Origin of the sequence: Streptomyces sp. NPDC058773, from assembly GCF_042746015.1 — a bacterium.
In the GTDB taxonomy this organism is placed as follows: Bacteria; Actinomycetota; Actinomycetes; order Streptomycetales; family Streptomycetaceae; genus Streptomyces.
Genome location: NZ_JBHYPE010000012.1, coordinates 1 through 13,992 on the forward strand (window position 1 = coordinate 1; position 13,992 = coordinate 13,992).

At 70.3% G+C, this 13,992-nt stretch carries 13 protein-coding genes, 1 tRNA gene and 2 pseudogenes; 11 read left to right on the forward strand and 5 right to left on the reverse strand.

The window, feature by feature from the left end:
* Positions 1-263 precede the first annotated feature (263 nt).
* The 7 genes and pseudogenes from ACFW5B_RS13245 (at position 264) to ACFW5B_RS13275 (ending at position 5,833) form a co-directional block, all read left to right on the forward strand.
* On the forward strand, positions 264-1,505 hold the full coding sequence (locus tag ACFW5B_RS13245; RefSeq protein WP_386437823.1) for a DNA polymerase III subunit delta': 1,242 nt from the start codon (positions 264-266) through the stop codon (positions 1,503-1,505).
* Positions 1,506-1,779: 274 nt separating this feature from the next.
* The gene (locus tag ACFW5B_RS13250) at positions 1,780-3,372 is read left to right on the forward strand and encodes an alpha/beta hydrolase (protein ID WP_386437825.1); all 1,593 of its coding nucleotides are present in this window, start codon (positions 1,780-1,782) and stop codon (positions 3,370-3,372) included.
* Positions 3,373-3,474: 102 nt separating this feature from the next.
* A tRNA-Thr gene (locus ACFW5B_RS13255) sits at positions 3,475-3,548 on the forward strand.
* 233 nt (positions 3,549-3,781) lie between these two features.
* A pseudogene (locus ACFW5B_RS13260) lies at positions 3,782-3,922 on the forward strand (IS481 family transposase); the annotation flags it as partial.
* Between the two features lie 206 nt (positions 3,923-4,128).
* On the forward strand, positions 4,129-4,494 hold the full coding sequence (locus ACFW5B_RS13265; RefSeq protein WP_386437828.1) for a hypothetical protein: 366 nt from the start codon (positions 4,129-4,131) through the stop codon (positions 4,492-4,494).
* 3 nt (positions 4,495-4,497) lie between these two features.
* Positions 4,498-5,550 (forward strand): caspase family protein, encoded by a 1,053-nt coding sequence (locus ACFW5B_RS13270; RefSeq protein WP_386437830.1) that lies wholly within the window; start codon positions 4,498-4,500, stop codon positions 5,548-5,550.
* Entirely contained in the window at positions 5,543-5,833 is a 291-nt protein-coding gene (locus ACFW5B_RS13275; RefSeq protein WP_386437833.1) for a hypothetical protein, read from the forward strand. The genes ACFW5B_RS13270 and ACFW5B_RS13275 overlap by 8 nt, the downstream gene beginning before the upstream one ends.
* Before the next feature lie 31 nt (positions 5,834-5,864).
* Here ACFW5B_RS13275 and ACFW5B_RS13280 read toward each other — a convergent pair.
* The 3 genes and pseudogenes from ACFW5B_RS13280 to ACFW5B_RS13290 all read right to left on the reverse strand — a co-directional run.
* Positions 5,865-6,095 (reverse strand): annotated as a pseudogene (locus ACFW5B_RS13280) (GNAT family N-acetyltransferase); the annotation flags it as partial.
* Positions 6,096-6,128: 33 nt separating this feature from the next.
* Positions 6,129-6,293: a hypothetical protein gene (locus ACFW5B_RS13285; protein WP_386437836.1), complete on the reverse strand. Its 165-nt coding sequence runs from the start codon at positions 6,291-6,293 to the stop codon at positions 6,129-6,131.
* Complete coding sequence (locus ACFW5B_RS13290; protein WP_386437839.1) at positions 6,290-7,045, reverse strand: class I SAM-dependent methyltransferase; 756 nt, start codon at positions 7,043-7,045, stop codon at positions 6,290-6,292. The genes ACFW5B_RS13285 and ACFW5B_RS13290 overlap by 4 nt, the downstream gene beginning before the upstream one ends.
* Positions 7,046-7,176: 131 nt before the next feature.
* Between ACFW5B_RS13290 and ACFW5B_RS13295 the strand changes: the two genes are divergently transcribed.
* The 3 genes from ACFW5B_RS13295 (at position 7,177) to ilvA (ending at position 10,549) form a co-directional block, all read left to right on the forward strand.
* Complete coding sequence (locus tag ACFW5B_RS13295) at positions 7,177-8,313, forward strand: sensor histidine kinase (protein WP_386437842.1); 1,137 nt, start codon at positions 7,177-7,179, stop codon at positions 8,311-8,313.
* On the forward strand, positions 8,310-8,960 hold the full coding sequence (locus ACFW5B_RS13300; protein ID WP_386437845.1) for a response regulator: 651 nt from the start codon (positions 8,310-8,312) through the stop codon (positions 8,958-8,960). Before ACFW5B_RS13295 ends, ACFW5B_RS13300 begins: the two co-directional genes overlap by 4 nt.
* A 338-nt stretch (positions 8,961-9,298) precedes the next feature.
* Positions 9,299-10,549, forward strand: coding sequence for a threonine ammonia-lyase IlvA (gene ilvA / locus ACFW5B_RS13305; RefSeq protein WP_386437848.1), 1,251 nt, complete (start codon positions 9,299-9,301; stop codon positions 10,547-10,549).
* 89 nt (positions 10,550-10,638) lie between these two features.
* On the opposite strand, the gene ACFW5B_RS13310 is transcribed toward ilvA, so the two are convergent.
* Positions 10,639-11,847 carry an erythromycin esterase family protein gene (locus ACFW5B_RS13310; RefSeq protein ID WP_386437851.1) on the reverse strand — a complete coding sequence of 403 codons (1,209 nt, stop codon included), beginning with the start codon at positions 11,845-11,847 and terminating at the stop codon, positions 10,639-10,641.
* A gap of 102 nt (positions 11,848-11,949) precedes the next feature.
* On the opposite strand from ACFW5B_RS13310, the gene ACFW5B_RS13315 reads away from it, so the two are divergent.
* Positions 11,950-12,801, forward strand: a complete 852-nt coding sequence (locus tag ACFW5B_RS13315) for a TioE family transcriptional regulator (RefSeq protein WP_386437854.1) — start codon at positions 11,950-11,952, stop codon at positions 12,799-12,801.
* Here the strand turns inward: ACFW5B_RS13315 and ACFW5B_RS13320 are convergent.
* Positions 12,714-13,913: an FAD-dependent oxidoreductase gene (locus ACFW5B_RS13320; protein ID WP_386437857.1), complete on the reverse strand. Its 1,200-nt coding sequence runs from the start codon at positions 13,911-13,913 to the stop codon at positions 12,714-12,716. The two genes, ACFW5B_RS13315 and ACFW5B_RS13320, sit on opposite strands and share 88 nt — an antisense overlap.
* Positions 13,914-13,992: the final 79 nt, after the last annotated feature.

Genomic DNA, 13,992 nt, shown 5'->3' on the forward strand with positions numbered 1-13,992 from the left:
GGGGGGGGGGGCGGGGGCTGGGGCCCCCCCCCCCACCCACCACCGCGGGGGGGGCGCGCGCCGCTACCGCCCCCCCCACGGCCGTTTTCCGCTTCCGGAGCGGCCGTCCGGGCGCCCGGCGCCGGCTTCAGGGATTCGTTTGTCAGTGGGTTGCACCACAATGGGTCGGGCGCGGCACACACCGCGCGGTGTGCGGGGCCGCACCCGCACCCGCGCCGGCCGGGCGGCACGGAACGGATCGGGAACAGGAACGGCGGACAGCGATGGCGGTATGGGACGACGTGGTCGGCCAGGACCGGGTGACGGCGCAGCTGGCCGCGGCCGCGCGCGATGCGGACGCCCTCGTCTCCGCGGAACAGGCGGGGCAGGAGCCCGGTGAGCGGCCGGAGCCGGTGTCCGTGGACCACGGCGCCTCCCAGATGACGCACGCCTGGCTGTTCACGGGCCCGCCCGGCTCCGGCCGGGCCACCGCGGCCCGCGCCTTCGCCGCCGCCCTCCAGTGCGTCAGCCCGGACCGCGCGCTCGGCGGCGCCCCCGGCTGCGGCTTCTGCGACGGCTGCCACACCGCCCTGATCGGCACCCACGCCGACGTCGAGATCGTCCGTACGGACCTGCTGTCCATCGGCGTCAAGGAGACCCGCGACCTGGTCCGCCGGTCCTCGCTCTCGCCGTCCGGCGGCCGCTGGCAGGTGATCGTCCTGGAGGACGCCGACCGCCTCACCGAAGGCGCCGGCAACGTCCTCCTCAAGGCCGTCGAGGAGCCCGCGCCCCGTACGGTCTGGCTGCTCTGCGCGCCCTCCGTGGAAGACGTGCTCCCCACCATCCGCTCGCGCTGCCGTCTGCTCTCGCTGCGTACGCCGCCGGTCGGCGCGGTCGCCGACGTCCTCGTCCGGCGGGACGGCATCGAGCCCGAGGCCGCCGACCGGGCCGCCCGCGCCACCCAGGGCCACATCGGCCGGGCCCGCCGCCTCGCCACCGACGAGCGCGCCCGCGCCCGCCGGGCGGCCGTACTGAAGCTTCCGCTGCGCGTCGACGACATCGGCGGCTGCCTCAAGGCCGCCCAGGAGCTGATCGACGCCGCGGGGGAGGACGCCAAGCAGGTCGCCGAGGAGGTCGACGCCAAGGAGACCGAGGAGCTGCGCGCCGCGCTCGGCGCCGCCGCCGGCACCGGCGGACGGATGCCGCGCGGCACGGCGGGCGCGATGAAGGAACTCGCGGACAAGCAGAAGCGCCGCTCGACCCGTACCCAGCGCGACAGCCTCGATCTCGCCCTGGTCGACCTCACCGGTTTCTACCGCGACGTCCTCGCCCTCCAGATGGGCGCCTCCGTCCCTCTCGCCAACGACGAGGTGCGCGACAGCGTCCAGCGCATCGCCTCCGCCTCCACCGCCGAGCGCACCCTCCGCCGGATAGAAGCCGTCATCGCCTGCCGTGAGGCCCTGGACCGCAATGTGGCCCCCCTCCTCGCGGTCGAGGCGATGACGGTGGCACTCCGCGCCGGCTGACCCCACCCACCCGGGGCTCCTGCCCACCACCGCCCATCCGGGGCTCCGACCACCGCCACCCACCAGCCCTCCCACACCAAGAGCCGCCCACACCACGCCCTCACCCGGATACTCTCCGTGCGGGACCCTTCACCCGCCCGCTCCGTGCCCGCCCGCTCTTCACGCACCCACCCACCCTTCACCGCCCGCCGCCACCCTCACCACCTCCAGGGACCGACACCGCGCTCCACACCCCGCACCCCACGCTCCAGGGACCGAGACCAAGGGACCGCCCATGGCCACCAGCCGCCCGTTCCGCACCTCTGCCGCCGCTCTCCTCGCGGCCACCGCTCTGCTGATCTCCGGCTGCTCCTCGGGGAGTTCGTCCCCCGGCAGTGCGGCGTCCCCGGCCGGCCGGACGGAGGCCGGCGCCCAGCGCCCCGCCGAGGACGCCACCCTCGCGCCCCTCCCGGCTTCCACCCCGGCCGCCCTCCGCCCGTATTACGACCAGAAGCTGAGCTGGCACCCCTGTGGGGTGGCGGGCTTCGAGTGCGCCACGATGCAGGCCCCCCTCGACTACGCCAAGCCCAGCGCGGACACCGACCTCAAGCTCGCGGTGGCCCGCAAGAAGGCCACCGGCCCCGGCAGCCGGATCGGCTCCCTCCTGGTCAACCCGGGCGGCCCCGGCGGTTCGGCGATCGACTACCTCCAGCAGTACGCGCCCCAGCCCGCCCAGGTCCGCGCGCGCTACGACATGGTGGCGATGGACCCGCGCGGCGTGGCCCGCAGCGCACCGGTCGAATGCCTCACCGACAAGCAGATGGACCGCTACACCCAGACCGATATGACCCCGGACTCACCGGCCGAGGTCAACCGGCTCGTCAGCGCCTACCGCAGCTTCTCCAAGGGCTGCGCGTCCCGGGCCGGCGCGCTGCTCCGGCATGTCTCCACCATCGAGGCCGCCCGCGACATGGACGTGCTGCGCGCCGTCCTGGACGACGACAAGCTCAACTTCGTCGGCGCCTCCTACGGCACCTTCCTCGGCGCGACCTACGCCGGCCTCTACCCCTCCCGCGTCGGCCGCATGGTCCTGGACGGCGCCATGAACCCGGCACTCGACTCCCGCCGGGTCAACATCGACCAGACCGCCGGCTTCGACACCGCCTTCCGGGCGTTCGCCGCGGACTGCATCAAGCACAAGGACTGCCCGCTCGGTACCACCGGCGTCGACGACGCCGGCCGGCAGCTCTCCGCCCTCTTCAGGAAGCTGGACGCCCATCCCGCGGCCACCGGCGAGGAGCGGAAGCTCACCGAGTCCCTCGCCACTACAGGCGTCATCGCCGCCATGTACGACCAGCGCGCCTGGCCCGTCCTGCGCGAATACCTCGCCCAGACCGAGGCCGGTAACGGCCGCGGGCTGCTCACCCTCTCCGACAGCTACTACGAGCGCGACCCGAACGGCACCTACGCCAACCAGATGTACGCCAACCCCGCCGTCAACTGCCTCGACCTCACCTCCGCCTTCACCAGCCCCGCCCAGGTCCGCGCCGCCCTCCCCACCTTCCGCAGGGCCTCCGCGGTCTTCGGCACAAACTTCGCCTGGACCGCCCTCAACTGCGCGTACTGGCCGGTCAAGCCCACCGGCACGGCCCACCGCATCGAGGCCAAGGGCGCCGCCCCGATCCTCGTCGTCGGCACCACCCGCGACCCTGCCACCCCCTACACCTGGGCCAAGGCCCTCGCCGCCCAGCTCTCCAGCGCCACCCTCCTCACCTATGACGGCGACGGCCACACCGCCTACGGCCGCGGCAGCGCCTGCATCGACCGAACGATCAACAACTACCTCCTCAACGGCACCGTCCCCCCCAAGGACAAACACTGCAAGTGACCCACACCACACCCACGCCCTCCCGTCCCGCAGCCCCCCTGCCCCCTCCCGAACTGGTTACAGAGCACCCCTCCACGATGTGTAGACTGGGCCGCGCACCAAGCCGCCTTAGCTCAGTTGGCCAGAGCAACGCACTCGTAATGCGTAGGTCTCGGGTTCGAATCCCGAAGGCGGCTCAAGGAAAGTCCAGGTCACATAGCCCGTGACCTGGGCTTTTTCTTATGTCGAGACCTTGCGGGGATGGAACGCGATGATCTTCGCTCCCTCGTGCGTGGCCATTGTGTGGCCATTGGACGTTCCAACCGTCTTGCACGAGCTGCGTAGCGATGGTGAGAGACCGTATGCGGCGGTTGCGGTCGCTCCACCGGACTCCGCACGTTTCACCGCCCCGCGAGGGCGTCGCCGCTTCCGGGCCTACCGCTCAACCTCCGAGCGGACCCAAGCCCTGGCAGACTTCCTCCACACCTACAACCACCACCGCTGCCACACCGCACTCGGCGGCCACCCGCCGATCAGCCGCGTGAACAACGCTCCAGGGCAGTACAGCTAGATCGGTACCGCGGCGGCAGTGCCGCCCGTCCTGACCTGACGTCGTGTCGGCCCGGCCAGGTTCACCGTGCTGTGGACACTCTGCGGAAAGCCACCTGTGCGTGCCAGGCTGAGTTCCTACGATGGTTCATCGCTGTAGATCAGGAGAAAGGCGGCGAGTTGGTGGCGGTCCATCCGACATTCGCAGACAGTACGGGGGGCACGGCCGTGGAGGGCATCAACCTCGTCGGCAATGCCGCGTCGCTGTGCCGTTGGCTGATCACTGATCCTGAACTACGTGGCCTTGCTGAGGTGTCCATCGCCCCAGTCCATCCGGGCCAGGGGCATAGGCGCGGGGCGCTGGAGCTCGTCAACGTCGCACTGGGCAATGCCATCGCCCTCAGCAACATCCTGGTCGCTGTGGCGGCCTGGCGCGAATCACGTCCACACGAAGCCCAAGTACGGCTCGAAAGCAACGGTGTGATCGTCACCCTCCAGGGCACCTCGCCCGAGGTGGTTGATCAGATCCTCGAGAGCCGAGATACCGACGACTCCGGCAGGGGGCCAGAAGCAGACCGCGGAGACAGGGACTAATCGGTGCCTGTACTGCCAGACCCCAACCGTTCCGAAGCGCTGTTGATCGGGGTGCACACCTACACGGCGCTGGACGACTTACCTGCCGTCTCCGGCAATCTGGATGGCCTGCGAGAGGTATTGACCGACCCCACGGTCTGGGGACTGCCGACAAAACAGTGCACCGTTCTCTCCCAGCCGGACAGCGCCCGCCGTGTGCTTGACGCCGTGCAGGACTCTGCGCGCCGGGCCCAGGACACACTGCTCGTCTACTACGCCGGGCATGGCCTAACCGATCCCTACACCGACGAGCTGTATCTGGCCTTGCCGGATTCGGACCGCGAACACGAGTACACGGCTCTGCGGTACGAGTATCTACGCCGGTCCGTTCTGCACCCTCAGGTCGGTGCCCAGCGCATCGTGGTAGTCCTGGACTGCTGCTACAGCGGACGTGCTTTGGTTGGCAAGATGAGCGCGAGTGATCATATCGCCGAACACGCCATGGTGGAGGGGGTCTGCCTCCTTACCGCCTCGGCTGAGACACGGCCGGCGTTGTCCCCACCTGGAGAGACCTACACGGCGTTCACCGGTGAACTGATCGCCGCGCTGACCGAGGGCATTCCGGGGGCCCCGGACCCCATCGACATGGACTCTCTCTACCAGCACCTTCACCGCGCCCTGGCGTCGAAGTCCCGTCCCCTGCCTCAGCAACGCAACCGCAATGCAGGGGGCCTCATCGCCCTCGGACGCAACCGCGCTGCCACGGTCAAAACCACTGCGCCTCAGCACGACCCCACGCCGCCACCTGCACCGATCCACAGGAGCCAACCACCGGCACCAACAGGGGAGCAGTCGCCCCCACCATCCTCCAGTCGTCGCGACGAATCGATCACGGGCCTTCCGGCCAGCTATTACCGGGAACCCATCGGTAGTTACGACTACTACCATAACGAACATCACCAACCACTTTTCAAGGATGGGCGGCTCAACCCACGTCACCGCGCCGGATGTGTCGGGGTCATCGGAATGTTCGCCTGGCTGGCTTTTGTGCTGGTTATCCTCTACAAGTTTGGCTGATGGGCTGCGGGTTACTGAGACGCGTCAGCCGGAGGCTATGGCGACCGATTGCAGAGCCTGCTTTGCCGGCCCCGAGGCGGGAAGAGACGGCGGCCTTCCGCACGTGGTCGAGGAAGCGCAGCCGGTCAGATTCGGGCAGTTCGACCGCGGCGTGCGCGGAAAAGACGTCTATCTGCTCACTGAGCAGGGCGGGGCATCGGTCGAGCTCGATTTGCCAATGGTCGACCTCGCGGTCGACGACGAGAATTCCGCAGACAGTGCTGGCAGATGTCCGAAGGAGTAATTGTCAAGAGTTGTGGATCACCGGAGAGCTTCTATTGGCGTTGCTCCCACGCGGTCCGGGTGACCTCGTAATCGACGTCGCCGTGCTCCGATCCCGGGATCGGTTCCGGCCAGTCCCCGGCGAAGCTCCGTAGGAAGGACAGGCCGGCCTTCTCCATCACTCGGCGGGAGCCAGTGTTAACCGCCATGGTGTGCGCGATGACCCGCCTCACCCCGAGCTCCGTGAACCCCTTGTCGATCAGGGCCCGTGATCCCGGCGGCGCCGGCCGCGGCGCAGGTGATGACGGCGGGCAGCGTCAGCGTGCCCGCGTACGCGAGGCCGCCGCGACCGGCAGCAGTCCGAGGGTGGGCACGAACGGGCCGAGGAAGAGCACCGACTCCAGAACCACCAGCGCGGTGATCACGGGGTACGCGGCTGCTCGCGGCACCGTCGTCAGCAGGTCGCCGGGCGTCATCGTCATCGCCGGCGGAGGGAGTCCGGGGCCGTGATGCCTGCAGACGGCTGGGGTGCTCTCAGGTGGGAAACCCGGGCGGGTGGCAGGTTTCGCCATATGACGCTGCCGGCATTCCCGTTGCCGTAGTGGGCGGAGAAGTCGGCCAGTACGGCCGCCACCGCGCGGTACCGGGCGGCTTCGGTGCGAGGGGCGAACCGGGTTCGTAGGGGCAGCGTGCCGAGATAGCTGAAGAAGGTCAGGTGGCCTCCGGGGACCAGGGCGGTCATGTACCGATCCAGCAGGGAGCGGACCATGTCGGGGGCAAAGTTCATGAAGGGCAGGGAAGAGACGATCATGTCGTAGCCGTGCACGGGCAGCGGTGTGCGGCAGATCGACTCCGGGACGATCCGGATGCGGCCGGACGCGGCGGCCAGCACCGGGTCCGTCCGCAGCGCCTCGGTCAGCAGCTGTACGAACCGGGGGTTGATCTCAACGGTGTCCAGCCGGTCGCCCGGCCCGATGCGCTCGGCCAGCGCGCGGGTGACCGTACCGGTGCCCGCGCCGACCTCCAGGACGCGCAGTGGGCTGCGACCGCGGGGGGCGGGCAGCGGCGCGGCGAGCCGCCGGGCGAGCGGGGAGCCGCTCGGGGCGACGGCGCCGGTGGTCTGCCGGGAACGGGCGGCCTCCCGGAAGAACGCGACGGCATCCTTGCGCTGTTGGGGGCCGGGCAGGGCGGTGATCGCGGGAGCGGGTGCGGCAGTGGCCGGTGTCTGGTCCATGGCCGCAACGCTAGGGAGCGGCCGAATCTGTTCCATCGGCCGTTCCGCCGCGGCCACCCCGTACGAAAGTAGGGGGTGACGATCGCCAACTGGCCGAGGTGGCAAGGGTGTTGCGTGCTTATGTTGGCCTGGTGAACAAGGCGAGGGGCCGGGCCTGGCCGTGGTGGGCCGAGGCGCTGATGACCTGCGTGGTCGGAGCGGGGACGGTACAGCAGGCGTATGTAGGTGCGGGTGGCACGCTCCTCAGCCTCCGTGTGGGGTTGGCCGTGGTGCTGACCCTTCCGATCCTGCTGCGACGCCGGAAGCCGGTGTTCGCCGTAGTGAGCACCACGGCCGGCGCGGTGCTACTGGGATCGTTCTTCCCGCTGCTGGTCGTGCTCTTCCATCGCGCCGCCCGGGGCCGGTTCGTCTTCGAGGGGCTGTGCGTGGTGGTCGCGATGGTCGGCAGTTCGCTGGCGCATCCGGGGGCCAGCCTGTGGATGACCCGTAAATACGGGCCGCTGGTGGTGCTGCTGCTCGTGGTGGTCATCGGACTGTGGACGGGTAACCGCCGCCGGCACGTCGCTTCGCTCGCCGAGCAGGTCAGTCGTCTGCGGGTGGAGCGCGAACTCCGGGCCGAGCAGGCCAGGTTGGAGGAACGCACCCGGATCGCCGCCGAGATGCACGATGTGCTCGCCCACCGGCTCACGGTCATCGCCCTGCACACCGGTGCCCTCAAGCAGCGGGCCGCCGACCTGCCCGAGCCGGTGGCCAACCGGATCGGCCTGCTGCGCACCGCGTCCACCGACGCGCTCGGGGATCTGCGGGACGTACTGGGAGTACTGCGCGGCCACGACACCGGGGAGACACCGGCCTCACGGGCACCCGGTCTGCCGGAACTCCCGACGGTGATCGACGAGGCGCGGGCGGCCGGACAGTCGGTCGAAGCGGTCGTCGAGGGCGACCCCGGCTCCGTACCGGCCAGCCATCGGCTCGCCATTCACCGACTGGCACAAGAAGCCCTGACCAACGCCCGTAAGCACGCCGCCGGGGCGACCGCACAGCTTGAAGTCCGCTACGGTCCGCCGCGGTCCACAGTGGTGATCCGCAACCCGGCCGGAGCCTCGTCCGAGGCCGCATCCGAGGGTTCCGGCTACGGCCTGGTCGGACTGGCCGAGCGGGTCGCCGCGCTCAACGGCCAACTGGAGTACGGTCCTACGGGATCGGGAGGCTGGCGGGTGGCCGCCACCATCCCGCTCGATGACCAGCGCAGCAGGGGGGCGGCGTGATCCGGACGATGATCGTCGACGACGACGGCCTGGTGCGGCTGGCGCTCGCCGACATCCTTCAGGACGCCCCCGGCATCGCCGTCGCGGCACAGGCCTCCGACGGCCGGGAGGCGCTCGAACGGGCTGCCGTACAGTGCCTGGACGTCGTGCTGATGGACGTGCGGATGCCGCACATGGACGGTATCGAGGCCACCAGGCGGCTGAGCGCGCTGGCCGAGCCGCCCAAGGTCGTGATGCTCACGACGTTCGACCTGGACCAGTACGTCTACGACGGGCTGGCGGCCGGCGCGGTCGGCTTCCTGCTCAAGGACACCGAACCCGCGGAGATCATCCGGGCCGTCGAGGTCGTCGCCGACGGGCAGGCGATGCTGCACCCCTCTGCCGCCCGGCGACTCATCGCGCACCATCACCACACGACGCACGGCGGCTCGGCCGCTGCGCGGGCCCGGATGGAGCGCTTGACGCCGCGCGAGACCGACGTGCTCGGGCTCTTGGCCGGCGGCGCGTCCAACGCTGAGATCGCCACCGGTCTGGGGATGCGGGAGAGCACGGTGAAGGCGCACGTCAGCCGCATTCTGGCGGCCCTTGAGGTCGACAACCGGGTGCAGGCCGCGCTGTGCGCGAAGGACGCCGGGTTGGCGCGCTGAGGCCGCCGCGACCGCGAAACGGCGACCGCGCCGTGCAGCTCGGCACGATCATGATCGACCTCGTCATGCGGGGGTCTCGGGGTTTCGCCCAGCGTGCCAGGACCGAGGCCGGTCGGTGTTGGAGAGGGAGCGGCACTGTCAGCGCCGCTGGGCTTTCCGGCGGGGAGTGCTGCGCCGGGAGGAGCTGACCCATTCGCCGCGATGTGCGCTTCGGGAATTCGGGGCTCAGAGGACTTCGAGCAGTGGCGACGTGCACATGGTGACCAGGCAGGTGAGTCCGGGTGTCCGCATTGTGGTCGGTGGAAAGGGGCGGCGGCGTGGAGCGTTAGCATTCCGAGATGCCAGCCACGTTGAAAGCAGCGGAAATTGAACAGGCGGCACGGCGGCTTGAGCCGGTGGTGCGGCGTACTGCGCTGGAGGGGAACGATCGGCTGTCGGCGCTGCTCGGGAGCCGGGTTCTGCTGAAGCGGGAAGACAGTCAGGTGTGTCGCTCGTACAAGGTGCGTGGCGCGTTCAATCTGATTTCCTCGCTCACGGCGGAGGAGCGGCGGCGCGGTGTCGTGTGCGCGAGCGCGGGCAATCACGGGCAGGGGGTCGCCTTCGCGTGCAGTCGGCTGGGCATACGGGGCCGGGTGTTCGTGCCGTCCAATACTCCGCGGCAGAAGCGGGAGCGGATCGCGGCGTTCGGTGGGGACGCGGTGGAGCTGGTGGTCGTCGGCAGTACGTATGACGAGGCCAGTGCTGCCGCGCACTGGGACAGCGAGGAAAGCGGCGCGGTGTATGTCCATCCCTTCGATGATGTGCGGACCATGGCGGGGCAGGGCACGGTCGCGCATGAGATCACCGGGCAGGCCGATGGTGCCGTGGACACGGTGGTGGTGCCGGTCGGTGGGGGTGGCCTGATCAGCGGGATCGCCGTATGGCTGCGGGAGCACTCGCCGCGTACCCGGATCATCGGTGCCGAGCCGGCCGGGGCCGCCAGCATGCGGGCCGCGCTTCGGAACGGCGGGCCGGTGGCGCTGCCCGAGCTCGACTCCTTTGTCGACGGGGCGGCCGTGGGGAAGGTGGGTGCGCAGGCGTATCCGCTGGTCAAGGAGCTGGTGGATGAGGTCGTCGCGGTGGACGAGGGGGCGTTGTGCACCGAGATGCTCGATCTTTACCAGACCGACGGGATCATCGCCGAGCCTGCCGGGGCGCTGGCGAGTGCGGCGGCCCGGGAGGTGCTGCCGGGGGCGGAGCCGGGCACCGTGGTGTGTGTGGTGTCCGGTGGCAACAATGATGTGAGCCGCTATGCCGAGGTGGTGGAGCGCTCACTGGTGCATGTGGGGCTGCGCCACTACTTCCTCGTGACGTTCCCGCAGCAGCCGGGTGCGCTGCGGCACTTCCTTGATGAAGTGCTCGACAAGGGCGAGGACATCGTCGCCTTCGAGTACGTCAAGAAGAACAACCGGGAGACGGGGCCGGCCCTCGTCGGAATTGAATTGGAGCGTCCGCAGGACCTCGACAGTCTGTTGCGGCGGATGAAGGACAGCCCGCTGTTGATCGACCGGATTTCTCCGGGATCGCCTTGGTTCTCCTTTCTTCTGTGAAATCCGGGGGAGTCGCTCCGGCGGTATTCTGGACGCTGTGACGATCATTTTCGGCCGGGAAAGCGGGGTGCTTTCCCGGCCGTCGTGCGTCAGAGGCGCCGGAGGGGTACGAGGGGCTCTTCCCGTTCGGTCCGGGACTGCTCAGCGCCCGGTGAGGACGGGCCGGCGTCGAGGTGGAGGATCGCGTCGGAGCCGTTGAGGGCGGCCCGGTCCAGGGGGAAGTAGCCCTGTTGCGGGGTGGTGTCGGTGCGGGTGCGGGCCGGGGAGACCGCGGCGGACGGGGTCAGGTACCAGGGGGTGGTGGCGTGGCGCTGCAGGGAGCCCTCGTAGGTGTCCGGGGCGGGCTCCTGGAGCCGGAGGGCTTCGCTGCGGCCCAGACTGCCGGCGATCACGGTGTACCGCTCGCCCAGCAGCGGCCCGAGGATGGCGCCGGCGCCGGACCAGCGGAGGTCCAGCGCGTCCGAGGACCAGTGGCCCGCGGCGCGCTGGAGGTGGAGGTTGTGGGCGAAGACCAGGGTCGGGCCCCGTTGGGCCTCGATGTCGCGGATGTCGAGGAGGTTCTGGGCCATGAGGACGTCCCGGGTGGCCAGCAGGCGGGAGACCCGGGCGCTCTCGTCGAGGCGCTGCGCCGACTGCTTGTGGTAGCGCAACAGGCCGAGACCGGCGGTGAGATGGGTCCTGGCCCGGAACCACGCGGCGTGTGACGTCGTCGCGATCAGCTCCGGTGCGCGCGCGAACAGCAGGGTGAGCATGTCGTCCGCGAGTGTGCGGAGCTTCTCGGCCTCGGGTGCCGCGCCGGGCGACGCGGCCGGGTCCATGACCGCCTCCGTACGGCTCCACCGTTCGTCGTCACCGGTGAGCTCCGCGAGGTCGAGGCCGGGGTCGAAGTCCAGGTAGGCGCGGGTGTGTTCGAGGTACGGGCGCGGGCTGGGGGCGCTGTAGTTCTCGGTCGGGGCGTCGAAGCCGTGGAACGTCAGCCGGTCCTCGGGCGGGCGGGTCCGGTTGGATGCGCGTAGCCAGGTGACCAGTTGGCGGTTGGCGGCCTGGGCGTCGAAGCCGTGGGAGAAGCCGTCGCGCAGGACGGTGTCGAGGTCTCCGGCTCCGCCCTGGACGTAGTCGTCCACGGTGAGCGCGGCGACGCGGTCGGTCTCCAGGGCGATCGAGCGGAAGCCGTGGTCGACCAGCCGGGCGAAGAGTTCGTTGCGGACCCGTCCGAAGGCCGGTTCCTGGTGGGTGGGTTCACCGAGCGCCAGCAGGTTGGCCGAAGCGGGCACGAAGTCGTGGATGTCCTGGGTCATGCGCCTCAAGCGTATCTTTGAAAGCTCGGTTGAGGCTTTTGGTGGGCTGGGTGCGGAGTTTCTGGCTAGAGTCTGTGGCAAGGTTTCCAATAGGTGAGAGGTATGCGACCAGCTGATCTCGCGCGTGAGCACGGCATCTCGGCCCAGGCGGTCCGCAACTACGAGCGCGACGGGTGCCTTCCGCCCGCCGAGCGCACCCCCAGCGGGTACCGGATCTATACCGAGGCGCATGCGGCCGCGCTCCGCGCCTACCTCGCGCTCATTCCGGCGTACGGCCATGCGGCGGCCGGCCGGATCATGAACGCGGTGCACGCGGACGACCTCGGCGAGGCCCTGGCGGTCATCGACCGCGGGCACGGCCAGTTGCTCCGCGACCGGGAGACCCTCGATGCGGTGCGGAGCGCGGTGGAGCACCTGATGGGGGAGGCTGTGGAGGGGGAGTCCGACGCCGCTTCGGCCCCCGTGGCGGACCGTGCGCCCCGTACGGCCTCCTCCGCGGCGGACCGTGCACCCCGGACCGTCGGTGAACTCGCCCGGCGGCTCGGTGTCACCCCGGCGACACTGCGCAACTGGGAAGACGCCGGCATCGTCGCCCCCGTACGGGACCCCCGTACGGGATACCGCGTCTACCGCGCCGACGACATCCGCGACGCCGAACTCGCGCATCTCCTCCGGCGCGGGGGCTATCCGCTGGAGCACATCGCGACCGTGGTGCGGCAGATCCGCACCGTCGGCGGCACCGGCACACTGGCCGGTGCCCTGGACGACTGGCGGCGGAAGCTCACCGCGCGGGGTGTGGCGATGCTCGACGCGGCGGCTCGGCTCAGCGGCTATCTGGGCCTGTGCGAGCCGTCTTCGGACACGCCCTACGGGTGCGTGAGTTCCGCGCGGGCGTGGAGGTCGGGGGTGAAGAATTCCTCCACGCCGATGACGCCTGCCAGGGTGGCGAAGTAGCGGTCCATGAGGTTCTGGTCCCCGGCGACGGTGCGCAGCATGGCGAGGCGGTGTTCGGCCACTTCGAGGGCCGCGACGGACAGCGTCGAGTGGTAGGCGTCGATGAGGAGTTCATCGCGCTGGTAGGCGTACTCCTCCAGCCCGTCGAGCAGCTTCTCCGGATCGCGCAGATCGGTGCCGACGCAGTCCACCAGCAGCTGTGCCTGGCGGAAGGCGTCGGTGATGCCGCGGGCGGTGATCGAGTCCTTGTGGTGTCCGGCGTCGCCGACCAGGGCCCAGCCCAGGCCGGCCGGCTCGCGGAAGAAGTTCCGCTGGTCGCCGGTGCCGTGCAGCCGCTCCAGCGGGTCCTTGGACTCGATCTTCGTGTACAGCTCCGGGGCGGTGGTGCGGACCGCCTCCAGGTAGGCGTCCATCGCGTCCTTGCGGACCCGCTCGAACTCGGACTGCGGGAAGTACGCCGCGATCAGCGTGGCGTTGTCGTTCGTGGGCACCGTGCCGACCCAGCGGCCCGGGGCCTCGTAGAGCTCGAAGCGGTCGGTGACGCCTTCCCAGTACGTGTAGTAGGCGCAGGTCGCGGCCGGGTCCTCGGTGGTGATGCGGGAGTCGACCATGGTGGCGAAACGGGAGCGCATCCCGTCGGCGCCGACCACCAGCCGGGCGTGCTCCTCCGTGGTGGTGCCGTCGGCGGTGCGGCAGCGCACCCCGATGGCCTGGCCCTCGTCGTCGGACAGCACCTCGGTCACCGTGCAGCCCTGGCGGAACTCCGCGCCCGCGGCGACCGCGGCGTCCGCGAGGATGCCGTCCAGCAGATAGCGGCGCGGCGCGTACGCGGCGCGGTGGCCGTCGACCGGGAGCGAGCAGCCCTCGATACGGATGTCCGCGATCCGGTAGACCGCCCGGTCCAGCGGCGGGCAGCCGGTGGCGAGCACCTTGTCGAGCAGCCCCCAGCGCCGCAGCAGCGCCACACCGGGCTGGTGGATGTAGAGCGTGCTGAGCGTGTCCCGGGGGAACTCGGCGCGGTCCACCATGAGCACCCGATATCCGGCGCGTGCGAAGAGCATGGCTGTCGAAGCCCCGGCGCAGCGCGCCCCGACCACGATGACGTCGTACACAGTCGACTCCCTGAACCCGCTCGTGCTGAACCCGCTGGTGACCCGCCCGGCGGGCCGTCCATCTGCTGGCGGACGTTAG